The sequence below is a fragment of the Rubinisphaera italica genome, assembly GCF_007859715.1.
GTDB classification, from domain to species: Bacteria; Planctomycetota; Planctomycetia; order Planctomycetales; family Planctomycetaceae; genus Rubinisphaera; species Rubinisphaera italica.
Window position 1 is genome coordinate 3,523,352 of sequence record NZ_SJPG01000001.1, and the last position, 21,375, is coordinate 3,544,726.

Annotated in this window: 17 protein-coding genes; 4 read left to right on the top strand and 13 right to left on the bottom strand. The window is 48.1% G+C overall.

Features of this window, described 5'->3' with window-relative positions:
* Nucleotides 1-3 precede the first annotated feature (3 nt).
* Nucleotides 4-2,076 (bottom strand): carboxy terminal-processing peptidase, encoded by a 2,073-nt coding sequence (locus Pan54_RS13080; RefSeq protein ID WP_146503900.1) that lies wholly within the window; start codon nt 2,074-2,076, stop codon nt 4-6.
* 515 nt (nt 2,077-2,591) lie between these two features.
* Between Pan54_RS13080 and metG the strand changes: the two genes are divergently transcribed.
* On the top strand, nt 2,592-4,631 hold the full coding sequence (gene metG / locus Pan54_RS13085) for a methionine--tRNA ligase (protein ID WP_146503901.1): 2,040 nt from the start codon (nt 2,592-2,594) through the stop codon (nt 4,629-4,631).
* Nucleotides 4,632-5,122: 491 nt separating this feature from the next.
* Here the strand turns inward: metG and fabF are convergent, their stop codons facing one another.
* The 5 genes from fabF to rpmF form a co-directional block, all read right to left on the bottom strand.
* Nucleotides 5,123-6,370: a beta-ketoacyl-ACP synthase II gene (gene fabF, locus Pan54_RS13090; RefSeq protein WP_146503902.1), complete on the bottom strand. Its 1,248-nt coding sequence runs from the start codon at nt 6,368-6,370 to the stop codon at nt 5,123-5,125.
* Between the two features lie 3 nt (nt 6,371-6,373).
* Entirely contained in the window at nt 6,374-6,604 is a 231-nt protein-coding gene (gene acpP / locus Pan54_RS13095; protein WP_146503903.1) for an acyl carrier protein, read from the bottom strand.
* Nucleotides 6,605-6,941: 337 nt separating this feature from the next.
* A complete protein-coding gene (fabD, locus tag Pan54_RS13100; RefSeq protein ID WP_146503904.1) occupies nt 6,942-7,859 on the bottom strand; it encodes an ACP S-malonyltransferase in 918 nt (305 codons plus the stop codon).
* A 223-nt stretch (nt 7,860-8,082) separates the two neighbouring features.
* A complete protein-coding gene (gene plsX / locus Pan54_RS13105; RefSeq protein ID WP_146503905.1) occupies nt 8,083-9,090 on the bottom strand; it encodes a phosphate acyltransferase PlsX in 1,008 nt (335 codons plus the stop codon).
* Nucleotides 9,091-9,275: 185 nt separating this feature from the next.
* A complete protein-coding gene (gene rpmF, locus Pan54_RS13110) occupies nt 9,276-9,455 on the bottom strand; it encodes a 50S ribosomal protein L32 (protein WP_146503906.1) in 180 nt (59 codons plus the stop codon).
* 535 nt (nt 9,456-9,990) lie between these two features.
* Here rpmF and Pan54_RS13115 point away from each other — a divergent pair.
* Nucleotides 9,991-10,200 carry a type II toxin-antitoxin system HicB family antitoxin gene (locus Pan54_RS13115; RefSeq protein WP_146503907.1) on the top strand — a complete coding sequence of 70 codons (210 nt, stop codon included), beginning with the start codon at nt 9,991-9,993 and terminating at the stop codon, nt 10,198-10,200.
* Nucleotides 10,201-10,276: 76 nt separating this feature from the next.
* On the opposite strand, the gene Pan54_RS13120 is transcribed toward Pan54_RS13115, so the two are convergent.
* Nucleotides 10,277-14,188, bottom strand: coding sequence for an autotransporter outer membrane beta-barrel domain-containing protein (locus Pan54_RS13120; RefSeq protein ID WP_165441765.1), 3,912 nt, complete (start codon nt 14,186-14,188; stop codon nt 10,277-10,279).
* Nucleotides 14,189-14,527: 339 nt separating this feature from the next.
* Between Pan54_RS13120 and Pan54_RS13125 the strand changes: the two genes are divergently transcribed.
* The gene (locus tag Pan54_RS13125; protein ID WP_146503909.1) at nt 14,528-15,466 is read left to right on the top strand and encodes a hypothetical protein; all 939 of its coding nucleotides are present in this window, start codon (nt 14,528-14,530) and stop codon (nt 15,464-15,466) included.
* A 376-nt stretch (nt 15,467-15,842) separates the two neighbouring features.
* Nucleotides 15,843-16,100 (top strand): hypothetical protein, encoded by a 258-nt coding sequence (locus Pan54_RS13130; protein WP_146503910.1) that lies wholly within the window; start codon nt 15,843-15,845, stop codon nt 16,098-16,100.
* Nucleotides 16,101-16,145: 45 nt separating this feature from the next.
* Here the strand turns inward: Pan54_RS13130 and Pan54_RS13135 are convergent, their stop codons facing one another.
* The 6 genes from Pan54_RS13135 to Pan54_RS13155 all read right to left on the bottom strand — a co-directional run bounded on the left by Pan54_RS13135 (nt 16,146) and on the right by Pan54_RS13155 (nt 21,285).
* Nucleotides 16,146-17,147: an RluA family pseudouridine synthase gene (locus tag Pan54_RS13135; RefSeq protein ID WP_146503911.1), complete on the bottom strand. Its 1,002-nt coding sequence runs from the start codon at nt 17,145-17,147 to the stop codon at nt 16,146-16,148.
* A 163-nt stretch (nt 17,148-17,310) separates the two neighbouring features.
* Nucleotides 17,311-17,856 carry a hypothetical protein gene (locus Pan54_RS13140; protein WP_146503912.1) on the bottom strand — a complete coding sequence of 182 codons (546 nt, stop codon included), beginning with the start codon at nt 17,854-17,856 and terminating at the stop codon, nt 17,311-17,313.
* A gap of 57 nt (nt 17,857-17,913) precedes the next feature.
* Nucleotides 17,914-18,591 (bottom strand): hypothetical protein, encoded by a 678-nt coding sequence (locus tag Pan54_RS13145; RefSeq protein WP_146503913.1) that lies wholly within the window; start codon nt 18,589-18,591, stop codon nt 17,914-17,916.
* A 306-nt stretch (nt 18,592-18,897) separates the two neighbouring features.
* Nucleotides 18,898-19,317 (bottom strand): FliM/FliN family flagellar motor switch protein, encoded by a 420-nt coding sequence (locus Pan54_RS26370; protein ID WP_242631312.1) that lies wholly within the window; start codon nt 19,315-19,317, stop codon nt 18,898-18,900.
* Nucleotides 19,286-19,978, bottom strand: coding sequence for a flagellar motor switch protein FliM (locus Pan54_RS26375; protein ID WP_242631313.1), 693 nt, complete (start codon nt 19,976-19,978; stop codon nt 19,286-19,288). Before Pan54_RS26375 ends, Pan54_RS26370 begins: the two co-directional genes overlap by 32 nt.
* Nucleotides 19,979-20,016: 38 nt before the next feature.
* Nucleotides 20,017-21,285, bottom strand: coding sequence for a glutamate-5-semialdehyde dehydrogenase (locus Pan54_RS13155; protein WP_146503914.1), 1,269 nt, complete (start codon nt 21,283-21,285; stop codon nt 20,017-20,019).
* Nucleotides 21,286-21,375 lie beyond the last annotated feature (90 nt).

The following is a 21,375-nucleotide window of genomic DNA, read 5'->3' on the forward strand; positions in this document are numbered from 1 at the left end:
TGCTTATCGGCCCTGGACGATTTTCATCTGACGGAGCACAGAGACATAGTCACTGGTGATTTCCAAAACTTCGTCGTTATAGAACGTTTGAGGAAAAATTTCTTTCTCTTCGTCTTTCTTCTCATCGTTATTGAGATCCGGGAAGAGATCGTTGTTTTCGTTATCATCCTGTGCCCGTTCTTTTCCAAGGACGGATTCATTCAGGCTAACGCTTTTACGATTCTTGCGTTCCACCAAGCGGGCGATCTGTTTTTCCAGTTTCTGGAATTCCTCAGTTTCCCCAACACGTTCCCGGCTTTCTTTCTGGAGTTGATCGATGATCGGCCCCGAAGTAAAGCCAGCATTGTAAACACCTTTGGCCCGGGGAATGTGATCGAATTCCAACGCATTATCCAGGAATGATTCTCCCAGATCCATGTGATCGATTCGAGAAGGCAGGACGATGTCAGATCGTACGCCCCGGTTTTGTGTGCTGTCTCCATTGACGCGATAGAACTGCTGAATCGTCAACTTGAGTGCACCTCGGTCTTGAGGCTGGAACAATCGGAAACGGAACAGAGGATCTGCCACCGGCATCACATTTTGAACAGTTCCCTTTCCGTGAGTTGTGTAATCTCCTACGACAATTCCACGATTGTAATCGACAATCACACCAGCGAAAATTTCTGAAGCCGAAGCGGAGAGGCGGTTGCAAATCACGACCAAAGGCCCATCGTAAACGAGATCTCTGTTTTCATCTTTGTGAGAGCGGACGGTGCCATCAATTTCCTTAACCTGAACGACTGGTCCTTCAGTGATGAACAGCCCGGAAACACCAATCGCTTCGCTGAGTGCTCCACCACCATTGTTTCGCAGATCGATCACAACAGCATCGACGCCACCCTGTTGATTGAAATCAGCCAGAACTTTGCGGACGTCTTTTTCAGTACTTTTAAAGTCACGATCACCATTTTGAGCACCGGCAAAGTCGCGGTAGAACGAAGGAATGTTAATCACTCCAACTTTCACAGGTTGCCCAATTCGGTCCTGCAGGTTCAGAACTTCGCCTTTAACTTCCTGCTCGTTCAACTCAATTTTCTGACGAACCATTTCGTAAACAGCAGTATCTCCGCCTTCGGCTTTTTTCACACGCAGACGAACTTTTGTACCACTTTTTCCACGAATCAGGCGAACAACGTTTTTCAGTTTCATTTCGACAATGTCGACAAATTCGCCATCTTCCTGACCAACTGCCACAATTTTATCTTTAGCCTGCAGGCGACCATCTTTATCGGCTGCTCCCCCTTTGACAACTTCGTACACAACGGTAAAGCCATCTTCGTATCGCAGTTGTGCACCGATTCCTTCAAGAGACAATCGCATATTGATCTGGAAATCTTCCAGTGTCTGTGGAGACATGTAGCTTGAGTGTGGATCGAAAGAACGAGCCAGAGCTGTCAAATACATTTCAAGAATTTCATGATCATCTGTCAGTCGCAGGTTGCTGGCAATCGTTCGGTACCGGCGATGCAACTGTTCGCGGATCTCTTTGATGTCCTCTTCTTTATCTTTTTCTTCGAGCTTGAGATCGAGCATTTCATATTTGATTCGCTTCCGCCAGCGTTCTTCCCGTTCGGCTTCAGTTCCATAATCAATCGCATCGGCATCAGTAATAATATCTTCATCGACAGTAAAATCGAAATCCTGATCGATCAACTCGTGGGCACGGTTTATCTGCTGATCAACCAGATCGAGATAGCGGGCAAACACTTTACGGGCAAAGTCAATATTGCCAACCAAAAGCTGATCATCCAGATTTTTGCGATCCTTCACGAAGGAATCGATGTCTGACTTCAGGAAGTAGAGTTTGTTGGGATCGAGATCTTCGATGAATCGGTCGTAAAGCCCCATCGAAATTTCATCATCGATTTTGTGCTGACCGATGTGCGATTTTTCAATCATTTTGCAGACAAGACGAGCCGTCGCAGTGTCGCCGCCATTCTCGGTCGCAAGTTGTTGAGCTCCAATCGTGGAAACGATGAGACAAACCCCAACAATAGAGAGTAGCGCGATGCGTCGAAACAATGGCGATTTCATAAGAGATTCCCACGTAAATTTTTTAGAAGATATCATGGCCGATTGCCTGCCGAATCTATTGGAATCAAATCCAGTGACCCGGATGCGAATGTGCGAAAATCCTGCAGGCAGTCCCTGAGGACAGGTTCGGAAAGGGGAATCACGATCACTTGTAAGCGAATCGCTTGTCAGTCATCTCCTCCCTGAGTACCCGACTTCACTCAATCGTAGCGTTTTCCCCAAACCACGGCAATATGCAGATGGCTTGATGAGCCAGATCGCTTTGAATGTCATATTAGAGAGCAATTTCAATTTGATCGAATCAGCATCTGCTTTCAGGATTTTACGAATTATTAACGTCATCTGTTTGATTATTGCGCATTTTCATAACAAACAAAGTTCTCATCAGCTGCTTATGCAGTCACTTTCCGGTATCAATCCTGTCGACGACTCGAATTCCCGGCTGCTCGTTGGCAGTATCTGAATGAGCGATTACAATCAGGTTTCGATAAGAATCACCTGAATTGAGGAACACTATGTCTCGGCGAATTTTAGTGACGGCTGCCCTGCCGTATGCCAATGGTCAAATCCATATTGGACACCTGGTCGAGTATGTCCAGACCGATATCTGGGTCCGCTTTCAGAAGTTGCGTGGGAATCAATGCCTGTTTTTCTGTGCCGACGATACTCACGGCACCGCGATCATGATTCGTGCTCGTCAGGAAGGGCGCAGCGAAGAAGAAATGATTGCTGAAATGAAGGAATCCCATCTGCAGGATTTCAACGATTTCCAAATCGAATTCGACAACTATGGCAGCACAAACAGTCCAGAAAACAAGGAATTATGTAATCGAATCTGGGTCGCCCTCCGCGATGCAGGCCTCGTTTCTGAAAAAGATGTCACTCAACTGTTCGATACCAAAGAAGAGACTTTTTTAGCCGATCGATTCGTTAAAGGGACTTGCCCGAAGTGCGGTGCAGAAAACCAATATGGGGATAACTGCGAGGTTTGTGGTTCGACTTATAGTCCCGGAGAGTTAGTGAACCCGATTTCGACTCTCTCAGGTACAACTCCGGAAATTCGCACAGCTCCCCACTTATTTGTGAGTATCGAAAAACTACATGAATTTCTCGAGGAATGGACTCAAACCGGCAATCATTTGCAGCCGGAAGTGAGCAACTATCTCAAGAAGCAGTTTCTCTCTGAGCCACTTCGCGACTGGGATGTCTCTCGCCCTGCCCCGTATTTCGGGTTCGAAATTTCAGATGCGCCCGGTCACTACTGGTATGTCTGGTTTGATGCCCCGATTGGTTATATTGCATCGACTTGGGAATGGTGTAAAAAGCAGGATGAAGGCCTTTCAAAATACTGGCAGAGCAATGACACGGAAATCCATCACTTCATTGGGAAGGATATTACGTACTTCCACACACTGTTCTGGCCAGCCATGCTCAAGACGGCTGGATTCAATTTGCCTACTAAAGTCCATATTCACGGCTTCCTGACTGTCAATGGCGAAAAGATGTCCAAGAGCCGCGGCACATTCGTGAATGCCCGCACCTATTTGAATCATCTCGACCCGGCTTATTTCCGATACTTCATTGCCTCTAAGTTGAGTAATGGACTCGACGATCTTGATCTGAATCTGCAGGAATTCATAGATAAAGCGAATGCGGATCTGGTTGGAAAGCTGGTCAACATCGCCAGTCGCTGTGCAAAGTTCATCAACGGCAACGAGATGAGCACCCCATATCCCGATGATGGCGGGCTGTTCAATGCAGGAGCCGAAGCGGGTGAACGGATCGCGGCTTGCTATGAAAATTGCGATTACTCTCAGGCCATGCGAGAAATTATGCAACTTGCGGAAGTCGCTAATAAATACATTGAAGACCAGCAGCCGTGGACTTTGAAGAAAGATCCAGAAAAGCAGGACGAATTACGGAATGTCTGCTCGATTGCCTTGAATCTGTTCCGGCAAATCGTAATTTACATCTCGCCAGTCCTGCCAGACCTGGCCACGAAAACAGGCGAATTACTCAGTGAAAAACTCGATGCATGGAGCCAGGCTTCGACGCCCTTAACCGGGAATACGGTCAATAAATTTACTCACATGATGAAGCGAATTGAAGAAGAACAGGTTCAGAAAATGATTGAAGAAAGTCGAGAAGGTCAGGAAATTCCCGAAGAGAATACAGCTCCAGAGTGGGATGATTCTGCCCAACCGCTGGAAGATGAACCGATGTCGGAAGAGTGTTCCATCGATGATTTCGTAAAAGTTGATTTGCGAGTCGCCCGTATTCTGGAAGCTCAGCACGTTGAAGGAGCCGATAAGCTTCTGCAACTGACCTTGAGTCTGGGTGGAGAGAACCGCCGCAATGTGTTTGCAGGCATTAAAGCTGCATACAGCCCGGAAGACCTGGTTGGTCGATTGGTCGTATGCGTCGCCAATCTGAAACCCCGCAAAATGCGTTTCGGCCTGAGTGAAGGCATGGTCTGTGCTTCTGGTCCTGGCGGAAAAGAAGTCTTCCTGTTAACACCCGATTCGGGGGCACAGCCGGGCCAGCGCGTGCATTAATCATTACGGATGAAGGATAGCCCAGATAGCTTCGCTATCTGAGTGGTCGAAGGCCTCTTGAGGACTTCAGATTGTTGACTGAATTTCCCACAGTCTACTTGCGCCTGCGCCGCCCCGAAAGATTCTTTCGGGGCTAACCAAGTTTTAGTGAGCAAATTCATTGTCAGGTGAAACGCCCCGAGTCAGTCATGACTCGGGTGGGGTCGAGTCACCTTGGGCTTGATCTCAAAAGTCGCACAAGGATCGTGAGAACACCCCTGCAATAACCGGCAAGGCTCGCCTGAAAATAAAAGCACGAAGCGCAAGCGAGTGTGTCACAGAGTTGAGGACACACTCGCTTGCGCTTCGTGCTTGTAGAATTGCGATCCAATCAATTGAACTAGAGCATATTCAATAGTTACCTGCAGCGTTCAGCAGGAGCAAACACATCGTTTTAGGACATTTGATGTCCATGCGACTGCAGATACCATTTGAAAATGGTCTAGCAAAAATTACCCCTCAAACGTCTTAACAACCAGGCAGGCATTGTGGCCGCCGAAACCGAAGCTGTTGGTGAGGATGTGAGACATCTTTATCTGACGGGCTTCATTGGGGATGTAATCGAGATCGCAAGCTGGATCTGGATTTTCGAGATTGATTGTTGGCGGAGCAACCTGCTCCTGTAACGCCAATGTACAGATCACGAATTCCACACCACCAGAGGCTCCCAGCATGTGACCGAGCTGGCTTTTCGTACTTGAAACAGTCAGTTTTTTCGAATGTTCACCAAAGACCGTTTTAATGGCAGCAGTTTCGGCTTTGTCGCCAAGTGGTGTACTCGTGCCATGGGCATTGATGTAATCGATGAATTCGGGTTTGACTCCGGCATCATCCAAAGCGCGTCTCATTGCATAGGATGCTCCACGACCTTCGGGATCGGGGGCGGTCATGTGCGTGCCATCTGCGGACATGCCGTAACCGACAAGTTCGCCGAGAATGTTGGCTCCACGAGCTTTGGCATGTTCGAGCTCTTCAAGGATGACAACACCGGCTCCTTCGGAAAGGACGAAACCGTTGCGGTCAGTATCGAAAGGCCGACTCGCCCGTTCGGGCTCGTCGTTTCTTTTGGAGAGTGCATTCATGCGGGCAAAACCGGATAATCCCATCGGGGTCATCGCTGCTTCGCTACCACCGGTCACCATGACATCGGCTTCGCCATATTGGATCAGTCGATAAGCATCACCAATTGCATTCGTTGCTGAGGCACAGGCAGTAGCAACCGCTGAGTTTGGTCCTTTGAGCCCCCAGTTCACTGAGATATTCCCACTGGCGGCATTGACCATCAGCTTGGGTATCATGAAAGGAGAAACGCGGGATGGCCCTTTATTATAGAGCGCGTCGTGTTGATCTTCGATCTCATTCAGTCCGCCGATCCCACTGCCGATCAGCACACCATGTCGGTAGGGATCTCCCTGAGAGAGATCGATACCAGCTTGCGTGATCGCTTTATGTGAGGCGACCATACCGAACAGGACAAAGCGGTCCATGCGGCGTTGTTCGCGAATATCGAGCGGCATGTGATCCTCGGGTTTGAAGTGGCGTACTTCACCCCCGAAAGTGACTTTGTATTCTGAACAGTCAAACCGTTCAATCGGGCCAATTCCGCTTTTGCCTGCGCAAAGCTTGTCCCAAAACTCAGCCACTTCACAGCCGAGCGGGGTCACAACCCCGCATCCTGTGACTACAACACGTCGGCGCATCGTTCAGGACTTCTCCTGAATATATTTGACAGCATCACCAACGGTACGAATTTTTTCGTAGTCGTCATCTGGAATTGTGATGTCGAATTCTTCTTCAAACTCCATGACGAGTTCAACCAAATCCAGTGAATCGGCTTTCAGATCGTCTTGAAATGAGCTTTGAGAGTTGATTTCTTCCTTAGGGAAGTTCAGCTGCTCGCTCACAATGCCGATAACTTTTTCCTCAATGTCCACTCGAACCCTCTCCTGTTTTCGGGTTGATAATTCTGGCAGGCCAATCCTGTATTCAATGGCCCAATATCGCGTTTCTCGTTCAGCCTGACAAGTCCGACTGAGAATTAACTGCCAACAGTAAAATTGACATTGCTTCCGTGGTATATCGCTTTTTGAAATTTGTGTAAACTCTAATCCCGACCTGTTTTTACTCATTTTACAGGAAGCTGGGAATCCGTGGCAAAATCTCTGAAATAAATGCTGAATCCTGCTGGTGAATTGCTCCATTTAAACCTGGCGATTGGTGGCACTGTCAAACAAAGCCAGTGCCACCCTGATTTAAAATTGGATCAAAGTATCAGGCAATTGATTCATCGTTGTAATTTTCGACGCTTGCTTTTCTGGCAATCCGCTTCATCAAGCCTTTTAGAACTTTCCCAGGACCGATTTCATAAAACTGCTCGACACCCATTTCCAGCAATGCATTCATCGATTTTTCCCAGAGAACAGGGTGCACGACCTGCTTGACGAGAATATCACGAATTTCAGAGGCATCGCTATGTGTTTTCGCATCGACATTGGAGACTACGGGAATTCGCGGAGCATGAATTTCCACAGATTCCAGAACCGCCGCTAACTTCTCCGTTGCCGACTGCATAATTGGTGTGTGAAACGCTCCAGCGACTTTTAACGGAATCGCCCGGCCACCTGCCTCTTCTGCAAGCCCGACGACCTTGTCACAGGCAGCCTGATCCCCGGAAACGACAATATTCCCCGGACACAGGTAATTCGCAATCTGAATCAAACCAGCATCGCTGGCTTTGTCGCAAACCTGCTGAACTTTTTCTTCATCGAGAAGCAGAAGACTGACCATCCCGGAAGGAGTCGCATCGGCTGCAGCCTGCATGGCCTGACCACGCACTCGGACAACCCGCAAACCATCTTCAAAAGACATCGCTCCAGCAAATGCCAGTGCCGTGTATTCGCCCAGACTCAATCCAGCTGCCACTTCGACCTGATCGAATGCCTCTGGCGACTGATCTTTCACCACTTCCAGCGACGCCAAACTCGAAACATACAAAGCCGGTTGACTGATTTCGGTCGCATTGATTCGTTCCTCAGGACCTTCGGCACATAATTTCAGGAGATCGAAACCGAGGATTTCAGCAGCTTGATCAAATAACTGACGTGCGGCAGGATATTTCTCGGCAACTTTTACGCCCATTCCAATTTGCTGGGCGCCTTGTCCGGGAAACAAAAAGGCTGTTTTTGGCATTATTCAGTCTCTCTTCCTCGCTCCCAAGGTCCTCCCTGGGAACGCATGATTCCGAAGCTCCCGCTTCGGTAATATGGATATTCATTTTCTTAGGGACTTGAAGCAGAGCTTCAAACCAGTGTGTTCCCAAGGGGCCCCCCGGGAACAAGAATAAGGGCTCGAGTATTAAATTGGAATCCTCACTGTGGGCCTCGCTGCATTACGACCCCAGCCCCATTGTAAACTATGCGGTCGGGGTAGGTGAACCGGCCAGATTATCAACCACCATTTGATTGATCTGTCGTTCTCGCATTTTGATGCAGGTTCCCAATGCATTCGACATTGCATGAGCATCACTGGAGCCGTGACTTATCATACACAAGCCATCGACTCCCAATAAGGGGGCTCCTCCAAATTCGCGGTATTCATACCGGGCGGCAGCGGCCTTGAAGGCTTGGCCAGCTTTATCACGTTCGGTATCGAGTGCACCGACAATTTCGCGAGACAGGACACGGAACATCATATCCGCCATCCCCTCACTCACCTTTAGGACGACATTCCCGACGAATCCTTCGCAAATGACAACATCGGCTTCCCCCTGGTAAATGCCTCGCCCTTCGACATTGCCAATGTATTGATCCTTCAAATACGAATTCGAAAGCATTGCATGGGCTTCTCGAACTAAATCGGTCCCCTTGCCATCTTCGCTGCCGATATTCAGCAATCCGATTCGCGGACGCTCGATGCCCAGCATCTCACTGGCATAAACAGAGCCCATCACGCCGTATTGATAGAGATGATCGGCTCGAGCGGCTGGATTTGCTCCGACATCCATCAGCACGCACTGTCCTTTGAGAGTCGGCAGCACAACTGCAATACCAGGCCGCTTGACCTGCTTGAGGAAAAGCCGTGTTCGCAAACCGGCAGCAACGACGGCTCCTGTGTTTCCAGCACTGACAACAGCCTGCACCTTCTTCTCGGCCATCAATTTCCAGCAGACCGTTATTGAAGCATTCGGTTTTTTTCGCAAAGCTTCCGTCGGTTTTTCGTCCATGCCGACAAATTCGGAAGCATGTAAAACATTCAAACGATCAGAGACATTATCGTGCTGTGCCAGGAGTTCATTGAGTTGATCAGCAGGACCGACGAGATCGACGACGAGATGATCCCACTTCGCCAGAGCTTTCAATGCCCCATCGATATTAATGCCGGGAGCGTCATCTCCCCCCATTGCGTCCAGGGCAATCCGCATGAATCCATCATCTTTCCGCAGACCGCTCCTAATAAGCGGCCAGTTCGTCAGTAATGCTTATCTAACTTAAACAGCAAGTCATTGTGGCACTGGCTCTGCCAGTGCATTGTAACTTCAGTGCCAGTCTCGAATTGCACTGGCAAAGCCAGTGGCACACAACTCAATGCTTCAATCGATAAAATTGACTAGTCGTCTATTTCGACTACCGTACGTCCCATGTAATGACCGCAAGTCGGGCAGGCGACGTGACTTGGGGTTGCCTGACCGCACTGTGAGCAATACTGCAGCTTGAGCGGTTTGACGGCATCATGACTACGACGTTTGCGGGACCGGGTTTTGGACTGTCTTCTCTTTGGAATTGCCATGATTCACTCACTTACGAATGTGGAATCTCCACATCATCCTGTAAAATAGTTGACCGATTCAGTATTGCACACACGCCGGCGTGCTTGAATTCAAGAGTCTCACCAATTACTGATGAGACACTATTCATTGTTTTGCATTGCTACACAGAGTGGGATTTTGCCACCATTCCGGTAATAAGCGAGCATTCTCGCAAAAACGGCGAGGTTTGCAACTGTGTCAGCCGGTTCTCGTCTTCTAATCATCTCAGAAGCACGATAACGGAGTCTCAATGCGGGAATCCTATGAAGATAACCTCTTTCCTGTCAAGCATTTCGGAGATTTACGACGCAAAACCATTCTTAACAAATGAATTGGCAAAATTTGTATCCACGAATGTTATGCAAACTTGCAGGTCATAAGATGATGAATGGATCATATCTTAATCGTCAGCATAATTTTTTCCGCCCCCGCAGGACAGACATCCTACCTATCCTACACTAAGTTGAATCAGAGGATGAACTTCATCAGGCAAACAAACCCGAAGGCGCAATTGACATGTCAGCAAAATTTCTGATCGTCATCGAGAAGACCACAAAAAACTTTTCCGCATTTTCACCAGATTTGCCTGGTTGCATCGCCACAGGTGCTACTCACGAGGAAGTCGAAGAACGCATGCGGGAAGCGATTCCTCTTCACATCGAAGGCATGCGGGAAGCTGGAATTGATGTTCCTCCTTCTTCTGTTACGGAAAATATTGAAGCCTGAACCCAAAAAAGACTCCCTGATGCCAGGGAGTCTTTTATGTGCTCATTAAGTCAGTCGAGCTGAAGCGGACAATTTTTTACCACACTTTGGTAATATTTCCGCTGCCGATGTGCAGGACCAGATTGTTGCTGGCTTGCAGATCGTAGTTCAGTGCGAAGCTGAGCGAATCGAATGGTGAGAATGTCAGCCCTGTACCGAACATCAGGAAGTCGCGACCGGTGTCGAGTCCGCGGGCACTGAAGCCGGGAACTGGTGCTGGTCCGAGGCCGGAGACGATGGCGTTGCTCGTTTCCAGATACTCGTGCATGTAGTACGCATGAGCTTCTGGAGTCAATCGCCAGCAGCGTTCTCCGACATGGTCCCAGGCAATGCTGGAACCAAAGATACTTCGCAGTGAGTCCATGTCTTCTGAAGTCACAATCAGATTCGCTGCTCCTGCCCCAGTCTCTGCAAATGCATCCTGAGAAATATGCACATATTGCAGACCGACCATTGGTCGGTGGTAGAAGTTACCCCAGTAATGATCCCAGGCTCGTTCCAGATAAGCAGTCGCCTGCTGACCTGAAAAATCACCATTGGCAATTGTATTCACATTGCCAATATTGATTTGACGCTGGGAATCGTAATCGTCATATCCGAAGCCGACTGCTGCCAGGAAGGTTCCCTGACAATCTGCAATGTTCATGTAGGCACCCGCGTGAACATTCTCAGCATCGACACCCTGTGTTGGATTGTTTGTGTCGAGATAAGATCGTCCGTAGGCTCCGAACAGTCCGAACTGAACCTGATCGTTATGGAAGGTCGAGAGACCGAACATCGTTCCGTTTGAAGAGTATTCACCCGGTGTCGGGTTCATTCCCGAATCGATTTCTCCGCCCAAAGCATAATAAGTGATCCAAGCATCTTTGGGGTTACGGCAACGAACTCGGCAAGTCCCTTTGTCGCACTGACCGCGAACGACAAGACTCTCGTATTCCTGACCAGCCAGATTAATGTTCAATTCCGTTTCATCAAGCCCGGCAATAATCGGATTGAAGACACCACTTGGAGCAGTCGATTTGGCAACCTGACGGCTCAGCTGACGATACAGCAGAGTTGTCGTCTGAAGAGCAGCTGCAGGAGCTGAGGCATAGACATCGCCTGAGAGTTGATCGAAAGCATCACGAACCAGATCATCACTACCTAACAGGTCGATTTGATCTCTCAGATTCTGGAAGCCCGGATTGGGAGTGTTCTTAACAAGTTCAAGATACTCGCCGAAAGCGATTTGATTGTCAGTAATCCCGATCGTGCCAAAGTTGGTATCGTTGGCAATTTGGAAACCGTAGGTGTTGGTTCCCATGATTCCGATGGCACGACGATTTGCGATATCGTCGGTAAACATTGGATTCGCATTCACTGTCACCCCGCCAGCGGCGTTGATGAAGTTGTACTGAGTACCAATTGTGTAATCGGTAGTTCCGGCAGGTGTCTGGAAGTCGGTCACATTGACCGTTCCACCATTGACAGTCGCTGTGCCCGTGACGGCAATGTTGTCGACATCAGTTCCAGGAACCGGAGCCGCACTTGGCAGAGCCTCAATATTCAAGGTACCGGCAGTCACAAAGTTGCCGTTGATGTTCTGAGTTCCAATACTGTTTCCGGGAGCAATGGTACCACCGACATTATTGGTCACATTACCATTCACGGTCCCTGTACCATTCATGGTACCGCCATTGTTGATGTTGAGTCCCATGGCGGTATTGATGGTTCCGTTATTATTCAGGATGCCACCATTCACATTGGAAGCTGCGAGGTTCGCTGTGAGTGTTCCTCCTGACATAACATTTGCAGTTCCGCCAGTCTGCTGATAACCGGAAGTTGTTAGAACTCCACCACTGGTGATATTCAACACGCCAGCATTCTGAGTGTAGTTTCCGCCAGCTCCCATAGCATTCAGGTTACCAGAGAGATCGACCTGACCACCGTTGGCGGTGAAGTTGTTCGAGTTAAGAGTTGCTCCAGAAAGGACAACCGTATTACCTTCTATGAGCACAAACTGGTCGGACGTTGTCGTTCCAGCTGTGACTGCGAAACCATTTCCCATTGTCATGGAATTATTAACTGTCACATCATCCAGAAGAGTTGTTCCAGAAGTGACGAAACCACCAGTTCCGTTGATGGCCACATCGAGTGCATTGAAAGTACTTGTGGCATTGATGCGGCCTGCATTGTTGATGACCACATTGTTAACAACATCAGTATCACCAGCAAAGTTGGCTGTTCCCCCATCAACTGTTAATGCGTTGACATTGAAAATGCCATTCGTGTTGAGTGTTCCAAGTTGCAATCGAGAATTGCCAGCAGTGACGTTTCCATTAAGCGTCGTCGTACCGTTGAAGAAATCGAGATCGAGCACGGCTCGGCCACCTGTAGTGCCCAGGATGTTGCCACCATAAGTGAAGTTGAACGCACTGTTTCCAGTTGCAGTTGCGGTTCCATCGGCGTTGGCAAGCTTACCGAATGTCAGCATTGGTGCGGAACCACCACCTGGGATGAACGCATCGCTAAAGATATTACCGGTAATACTCGCGCCCTGCATCACATTGATAGTGCCCACACCCGGAGTCAAAGGATTGACTGTCCCTACTGGCTGAGGATTACCAATTTGAATGGCATTTGTCGCTGCGTTGATCGTGCCCGTGATATCGAGTTGATCGACAAATGGCACGGTGCTGTTTGGTACCACATTCTGATAGGAGTTAACACCGTAAGCAAAAACGTAACCACGTCCATTCATACCGATCGCATTGATCGTTCCCTGTTGAACAATCGTGTTTCCCGAGCCTGAACTGACCAGCACGCCGATCCCCTGAGAACCGTTCGTGGTAATGGTTTGACCTGTCGCGATATTGACCCGGTTGTTATTGGCATCAGAAAGACGAATACCGGTTGCAGCAAAACCACTGGCTGTGATGTTACCTGTTTGCGTCAGCACATGATTGTCTGCCTGCAGGAACAGTCCAATTCCGTAATCAGCAGTTGGAGTAGCAGCTCCAAAGTTTTGCGGAGCAATTCCATCTTGGTAGATGGCGGTGCCGAAGTGATTGGCTGGATTGTAGCCGTTGTAGCCGATGTCATCGAAGATCGCCAATTCGCCGGGTGCGTAGTGTGGAATATTAAGAATGGAATTCGCGATATTCGAGGAGTTATGATTTGGCAGGTTTGTAAACGCTTCATTCACCCCATCGGTTTGCGTCCCATCGAGTGGCAATGGCAATCCGTTGGGACCGAAGATGGTCAGTGCAGTCGCACCCTGAAAGGTGTTGTTTCCGTTCCCATCGGGATTGATCAGATTCAAATACGGTGCGTTGACATTGTTGCCATCCGCTGCGACGAAGTTATTGACATCGTCCACATTGCCGACACCCAGTAAAGCCGCAATATTGAAGATCGCTTCCTGTTCAAGCGAACGGGCTTCTGTTCCTAACTGAAGAATTCGATTGGTTCCAAAGTTTCCGCCAGCTCCAGAAGCAAAAGAAATGCTACCATCAATCTGGGTTGCTGTTGGAGCAGGCACTCCACCCGTTGCCAGAATATTGTAGGTATTGGTCTGGGCAGTCATACCTGCTGCGGTTTCTTGAGAAATCGCTAATCCACCGAACTGAGCCGTGCTGTCATCCTTAATCAATCGAATCACAGGCGTAGTGGCTGGAGTCGCGTTCAGGGTATTAGACCAATAGGTAAAAGCTCGTCGAATGGCGGCTTTTTCTGCATTGGTCCAGGTTCCGAGGTTAGCATTGGCGACGACGTTGCCATTGGCATCGACGGCCCCTGCTCCACCATTATCACCCTGGTCCCAGAACTGGATTGTGAACGTCCCCACAGTCTCAGTTGGCTGGCCACCGCCCGGCTGAGCCGAGGCTGTGTTCGGCAGGAATGCCAGAAGTGTCGTACAAATGATGCCGAGCACATATTTTAGCTGGAGTTCAGAACGAACTCTGCTCATCCAGCTCTGTTTACATCTCGTAGGACCCAGTGATACCATGAATTCGCTCCGCGACGACTTTAGAATTGAGAATCCGTTCTACAACGCACGAATCAAACAATTCGCACATTCGTCTTAATCGAATTTTCAGCCTGTAAATGTTGATACGATCCGCAAGACTTACCAAATCGGAACCAGAAACTTTGTCTTGCAATTGGAATCGCCTGCCTATTCCCCTCAGATTAACATCACAGGCTATTGAGACCATAAAACCTGTTTCTGCGAATTCTTACAAATCCGCTCAGTTAATTCGATTTTTCCTAACGAGCACGCATAGCGAACTGCGGGATTTCCATGAAAATGCCAATTTGGATTACCAGGCACCCATTAATTGTGCAATTCACACTGATCACGACCCTCCTTATAAGTTTCGTGCTCGGCTACTTCTATCCGAGTCATCGAGAGTTCCAAGCGATTAACAGTTTCAAGGAGATACATCCCGATTGTCACATCAATATAAAAACCACACAAACAGCTCCCGATTGGGTTTTTGAACTTTTACAGAAAGCGAAACTGGAGAAATACGCAACGCGAATTTGGCGAATGGAGATCCATGGCGTCTTCAATTCCTCACGTCAACTCACCTCCGAATTCGAACTTGATCTGCTGCCCTCCTTCCAGAAACTTCGGAAACTTACCGTTACTGGCTGCTTCCTTAACTCCAATTCGATGTCAAATCTCAGTCAGCTCAAATATCTTGTGCAGTTACGCATCGAGAGCTGTGAAATTGTCGACGATGGCAGCCTGACCCTGCATAATCTGGAATCACTCAAAGAGTTCTATTCCAACTATTTGACGCTGAAAAAAGTGGACCTGAAAAATCTCCCTCGCCTAAAGATTCTTGATCTGAAGAATGCGAGAATTGGCGATGAACTGATCGATCAACTCTCACCCGTCTCTGGATCCCTCACTTCGTTGGGGATCGCGAATTCGAATATTTCCGATGAGGGGCTGAAAAAACTTCACCACCTCACCAAACTGGAGTTCGTCGATTTACGATTCACCCGCTCCTCACCGACTGGTCATCCCAACTTCACCTGGGAAGGTGTGACGCAATTAAAATCGCATCCGACTCTGGAAAACGTCGGAATTTCGTCCACGTTTGATGCTGAGATTCTCAAAAAAATCAAAGCCGAAGTTCCCCGATTCGTCACCAGATGGGACGCGCCTGTCCGACCGGAAGATCGTGAGCGAAGAATTCTGGAAGTTGAATCGAACCATAAATTGGAGAGAAATTGATTATGGGATGGGTTTTTGGTGCGGGGATATTGATTTTAATTTTACTTTTCGTTTCGACAGCCACTTTTTTGATTGCCGTTTATGGAGTCTGCACGACCAATCTGGGTAGGAATCAATTTATTTATCTGCTGACTGCGTGTGGAGCCATACAGGGCTGGACTTTCCTCGTGATTATTCGATTCCCTGGAATAGATGAACTATTATTTGAAATTTTGTGGTCCTGTTATTTTTTGATCGAGATTTGTTTACTTGTATTTACAATGCACAGAATTTCACGGTAGAATAATGCACCCTGAAATTGTGGATGACTTTACCGAATCATCCTATCCGTATGAAGGTTTTCACTCTAATAGCTGTGTTTGTGGAGAAACGTGAAATGCAATTGAATAAGAATTATTCACAGCCAAATTACTGGTTCTTTTTCATCCCCTTTTCGATTTCAGCCTTGATCGGCCTTGCCAGTCTAATCGTGGCGGAAATGTTTATGCCCGACAATGCAGGTGGTATGGCTGGGAAACTGGCTATTTATCGCTGGATAGGATCAGGCACGCTCTGCTGGATGGCGATTGCAATCTGGTCGTGGGGAAAGATTCGAGAAACTTCATCGACAAACAGGAGTCTATCCACCAAATAAATGGCTTCTGTGATTCCCCGTTGGGTTACGCTTCGCTAACCCAAACTACGAATTACTGCTCTGGCTTTCCAAACTCAATACCGCGGCGAGCATGTCGGCTGGGAGGTTGCTGGTCAGTTGCAGCCAGACTCCAGTGATCGGATGAGCGAATTCGATTCGAGCCGCGTGCAGGGCGTGGCGTTTGAGGCCTGTTTTTTCGCAGCGGATTTCTTTCATCCGCCGGCCTTCCTCAAGCGTTTGTCGCGATGCGGTTTTGAATTGGCCGCGTGGTCCATAAAATTCGTCACCTGCTAAAGGGTGGCCAATCGCTGCAAAGTGCACGCGGATCTGATGGTTCCGCCCGGTGACTGGACGAGCCATCACGAGGGAATAATCGCCGACATTTCTGAGCCGTTCCCAATGCGTTTTCGCCAACTTCGCATTCTTGGTATTGGCTCGGGTCGACATGAGAACTTTCGAGCCGAAGTGATCCTGACCAATCGGCAAATCGATTGTCCCGGCTGACTCTTTGAGATTCCCTTCCACCAAAGCAATATACGTTTTAGAGACGCGCGAATGTTCGAAGGAGTCGACCAGATTCCGATGAGCCTGATGAGTTTTCGCGACGATAATTAACCCTGTCGTCTCACGATCGAGCCGATGCACAATGCCTGGTCGCAGCAAACCCTTGATCGGTGTCTGCTGATCAAAATGAGCCTGCAGAAAATTGCAAAGCGTTCCCGACTGCATATTCCCGGTCGGATGCGCGATCACCCCGACGGGTTTATCGACAACCACAATCCAGGCATCTTCATACACGATATGCAGCGGAAACGGTTCAGGATCGTACAGCGTTTCCGGTGGTTCGAGCAGTTTCACCTGCACAGAATTTCCGGGCCATAAACGACGCATCAAATCAGCCGGCTGATGATTGACCGTTAACGCATTCCAATGCGCGAGCCGTTGAATCTGCCAGAGCGAATAATTCCGCAACTGCTGCACCAGAAACGCATCCACACGAGCACCGGATTGATACGGCTCGACAATCAATTCCAGTGAATAAACCATTTTAAATGCAGCAAATACTTTTCATAAAGTCCCCAACAGATGCAGGCACAATCATAACCCGAAGCGTCAGCGAGGGGACGGCTCCCAAATAAAATTTCGGTTAAACTCCGATAATTTGAGCATGTATTTGTTCCCAAGCTCACCCGTGGGAACATGCAAAACCTTATTCGGGAATATTTGAATTCTCGCTATTCAACCTGACTGCTTCCTGCTGCTTCAGCAAACATATTTTGAAAATAGGAACAAGTAAATATTTAATAAACACTGGCACCAATAAAATCACTCCACAGGATATGAGTATTTTCTGTACGTCCTTGGAATCGTAAAACCACAGCAAGGCAGGTCCTGCAATTAGCAACTGAGCAGTCAAGAGGAAAATTGTCAGCATCAAATATTTTCGTTGACAGAGCCAGATATCTCTCCCAATTCTAAAGCCAGCAATATATCCCACGATATAAACTGCGAGTCCGATTGGGATAAAAAACCAACTTCGCCTTACAACATCAAACAAATTCAAAAACTGCATCAAAAGAAGGTGCCAGCTGGTAGAAGAGCCTGAGATCGTGAGATGCGTGAGATGCGTGCTCCGCGGAGTCAATGTCATTAACAACATCAAAAATCCAAAAAAAAACATCTTTCCGACAATTAACCCAGTTAATAATCTGAAGACCATCCGTTCCAGAGTATTCAATTCGTCATCGATTGCCATGACTATTTTCATTCAATAATTCTGCTGATAGGTTTACCTGATCGTTGGCAGGGTAAGTCAAGATGCATCCAACGATGGAGGAGAATTTTGATCGGATAAGCTTGAATTCTCACTCTTCAATCTAGCTGCTTCCTCCTGCTTCAGTAGCCAAATTCTGTAGTTTGGTAGGTGTAAAGTCTTGATATATGCGGGCACCAGTAAAATGAACACATAAAAAATCGATATTAGCAACCACAAAGTGAAATCATCGCTCAAAAGCAAGAATGGCCCAGCAAGAATCAATTCGGCAGTTAACAGAAATGCAATCAAAATTACATATTTTCGTTTACAAAGCCAGATGTCCCGACCAATCCTTGATCCAATCAAAAATCCAATTACAGTGATAACAACTAAAGGTGTTATGATTCCCCAAGGGTTCATTACAAAATGAAAGTTGTCACTCAACCACTTAATCTGATTTTGCCAGCTTGGCAGTAACTTCAAAGCAGTGGCGCTGAGACTCCAATAGATTAGTGACATCAAAATTATTGATATTCCAATGAGGAACATCACCGCAACGACTAAACCAGCTATGAGCCTGAATGCTTGACGCTCATGAATACTCAGTTCGTTTTCGATCGCCATGTCAATTTCTAACTGCAAATAAATTGTGGCTTGCCTACTATAATATTTCGCCCATTTCAGAAATTCATAGCCGAATCCAACACCGTTCAGCAAGCCAGCAGTGGCACACATCGAGTGACATTTAGCGATAGTTAGACCAGTAGGGTGCGTCCTGACGCACCGTGCAGCAGATGTGGAGTGTAACAAGACAATAGAGACTTTATGAGAGTGATATACTAATGACTTTTAAGGTATCTTTTCACTGATTATTCAGACTTAGGATGATATTCACAATCGATGTCATGGTGCGTCAGGACGCACCCTACGATTTCGTCTATCATTCAATGTCGTCTGATTATAAATTCTACGTCGAAGGAAACACTGCTGGGCAAGCCAGCAGTGGCACACGTTGATGGAGATTGAACGGAAGTCAAAGCACTACGGTTTCGTAGCGACTTTCGGTTTTGGATTTTCCGTTCCCAATTTCGCATCCATGTGATTTTTGATGATATCACGAACCTGCAGCAATGGCTCGCGGATTTGCAGGGCTTTGTGGCCTTTGAGTTGTCCGATGTCGGCTGTGAATGTGGGGTAACCTTCGATGTGCAGCGTAATGCCTTCGCTGACGTCCCGTTCGGTCAGAATCACATCTCCAACATTCAGGTGCAGTAAATCGGAAGTGCTCATGGTCGTCTCAGCTAATACCGCCACCGTTTCCACCTCGGCGGAGCCAATGCCGACTTCGAGTTGAGCTTTTTCTTCCGAGGTCAGCTCGTGCTTCGAGTATGCCGACCAGGTATCTGAAGAGAGTTTGCCAACGAGTGGTTCAATCGTGTTGAAGGGAATGCACAGGTTCATAATCCCCCCGCAAATCGCCCATCGTGATTTCAAAACTGATGAGCACAATCACTTCGTTCGGCGGCACGATTTGTACCAGTTGAGGATTACTCTCAATCTGGCTGACCCGCAAATTCAATTCACTGATATTCTTCCACGAATTCTCCAAAGCAGAAATAGCTGACTTTGTGATGCGGGAGACGAGTTTCAGTTCGATTTCCGTCAATGGACGTGTAGGAAACGATTGGGTCGCCGATTTCCCTCCGCCGAGCAGACGGTCGACAATCGGATAGATAATTGAGGGATTCAAATCGAGAATGATGTGACCGTTGAGTTTGTCGGAATAGAGCAGATTGAAGCAGGTTGGGTTTTCGAGACTGAATACGAATTCGCCATAAGTCAGCTGGTCGACACTGATCAATTTCACTTCGATAATCGAGCGCAGCATCCCACTGACCGCTGCCCCGAATTCGCGACTGAAACCTTCATGGAGGGCCTGAAAAGCCCGCATCTGTTCTTTACTGACTCGTTCAGGACGTTTGAAATCGTAGACGCTGATCTGGCCGATGGATTCGTTAGAATTATGAGTCGACGGAGGGGCATAGCCACTCGTTTCAGCCGGTGCGGCATCCAATGCCGCCAACAGCGATTCGACTTCTCCCTGACTGAGAACATCGGCCATGCTTCGTCCTCCCTGACGATTGCCTACTCGTTACCGCTTCAGCGGATCTGTCCAGCTCCCTGGACGACATATTTATAACTGGTCAACTCACGCAGACCGCACGGTCCGCGAGCGTGTAATTTATCGGTACTAATTCCAATTTCCGCTCCCAACCCGAATTCACCACCATCATTAAACCGGGTCGAGGCATTCACCATCACCGCTGCAGAATCAATTTGTGTGGTGAATTGTCTGGCAGCCCACAGATTATCGGTCACAATCGCTTCAGTGTGACGGGAACTGTATTTGTTGATATGACTGACAGCTTCATCCAGAGATTCGACGATCTTCGAGGAAATAGTCATTCCTAGAAACTCTTCACCAAAGTCTTTCGTTGTTGCTTGCTTGGCCGCTGAGACGTACTGACAGGTCCGCTCACAGCCTCGAATCTCGACACCTGCTTTGAGTAACGGAGCGACAAGTTCCGTCATATGCTTCTCAGCAAACTCGGCATCCACAACCAGCGACTCAGCTGCGTTACAAACACCGGTGCGATGACACTTGCTGTTGAAGAGAATCTCCTGAGCCATTTTCAGATTGGCATCCCGATTCACATACACATGGCAATTGCCATCAAAATGCTTGATGACAGGCATCCGAGCTTCTTTGGCCACGCGTTCTATCAGCGACTTCCCGCCTCGCGGAATAGTGACATCAATTTTGTCACTACGTTTCAAGAAGTGTCCGACCGCTTCCCGATCAGTTGTTTCCACCATTTGCACGGCATGTTCGGGCAGATCGTGTGCGATCAATCCTTCCACCAGAATTTTGTGGAAGGCATGATTACTGTGAAACGCTTCTTTCCCGCCCCGCAGAATGACCGCATTCCCACTTTTGACACAGAGAGCCGCGGCATCGATGGTTACATTCGGACGTGACTCATAAATGAAGAACACAACACCGAGAGGAACTCGAACCCGGCTAACCAGCAAACCATTTGGTCTGACGGTACTGTCGATAATTTCGCCAATCGGTTCTGGAAGTGCAGCAATTTCCCGAACAGCAGTCGCAATACCCTGCAAGCCTTTTTCCGTCAGACGCAAACGATCGACCATCGCCTCGGTCAACTGATATTGATCGGCATTGGCAAGATCATTCGCATTCGCACGAATCAATTCTTCCTGACGATCCAGCAACGCCTCGGCTGTCGCATGCAACCAGTCAATTTTCTGTTGTCCGGAAGCAGAAACCAAAGGAGTCGTCGAAGCGGCTGCCTGATTGGCAACGCGGTCGGTGTATTGTGTCAAGTCTTCGATAGTCGTTGTCATGTGAGTAAGGGTTGAGTGTTTAATGTTAAGAGATTGTAAGAATGCGTATTAGGGCACCCTATCATTATCATTTGGTTTAAGAAGTGTGTA

Coding starts and splice junctions, on each gene's coding strand:
- Pan54_RS13080 (WP_146503900.1), bottom strand. CDS start 2,076: ATGAAATCGCCATTGTTTCGACGCATCGCGCTACTCTCTATTGTTGGG.
- metG (WP_146503901.1), top strand. CDS start 2,592: ATGTCTCGGCGAATTTTAGTGACGGCTGCCCTGCCGTATGCCAATGGT.
- fabF (WP_146503902.1), bottom strand. CDS start 6,370: ATGCGCCGACGTGTTGTAGTCACAGGATGCGGGGTTGTGACCCCGCTC.
- fabD (WP_146503904.1), bottom strand. CDS start 7,859: ATGCCAAAAACAGCCTTTTTGTTTCCCGGACAAGGCGCCCAGCAAATT.
- plsX (WP_146503905.1), bottom strand. CDS start 9,090: ATGCGGATTGCCCTGGACGCAATGGGGGGAGATGACGCTCCCGGCATT.
- rpmF (WP_146503906.1), bottom strand. CDS start 9,455: ATGGCAATTCCAAAGAGAAGACAGTCCAAAACCCGGTCCCGCAAACGT.
- Pan54_RS13115 (WP_146503907.1), top strand. CDS start 9,991: ATGTCAGCAAAATTTCTGATCGTCATCGAGAAGACCACAAAAAACTTT.
- Pan54_RS13120 (WP_165441765.1), bottom strand. CDS start 14,188: ATGAGCAGAGTTCGTTCTGAACTCCAGCTAAAATATGTGCTCGGCATC.
- Pan54_RS13125 (WP_146503909.1), top strand. CDS start 14,528: ATGCCAATTTGGATTACCAGGCACCCATTAATTGTGCAATTCACACTG.
- Pan54_RS13130 (WP_146503910.1), top strand. CDS start 15,843: ATGCAATTGAATAAGAATTATTCACAGCCAAATTACTGGTTCTTTTTC.
- Pan54_RS13135 (WP_146503911.1), bottom strand. CDS start 17,147: ATGGTTTATTCACTGGAATTGATTGTCGAGCCGTATCAATCCGGTGCT.
- Pan54_RS13140 (WP_146503912.1), bottom strand. CDS start 17,856: ATGGCAATCGATGACGAATTGAATACTCTGGAACGGATGGTCTTCAGA.
- Pan54_RS13145 (WP_146503913.1), bottom strand. CDS start 18,591: ATGTGTGCCACTGCTGGCTTGCTGAACGGTGTTGGATTCGGCTATGAA.
- Pan54_RS26370 (WP_242631312.1), bottom strand. CDS start 19,317: ATGAACCTGTGCATTCCCTTCAACACGATTGAACCACTCGTTGGCAAA.
- Pan54_RS26375 (WP_242631313.1), bottom strand. CDS start 19,978: ATGGCCGATGTTCTCAGTCAGGGAGAAGTCGAATCGCTGTTGGCGGCA.
- Pan54_RS13155 (WP_146503914.1), bottom strand. CDS start 21,285: ATGACAACGACTATCGAAGACTTGACACAATACACCGACCGCGTTGCC.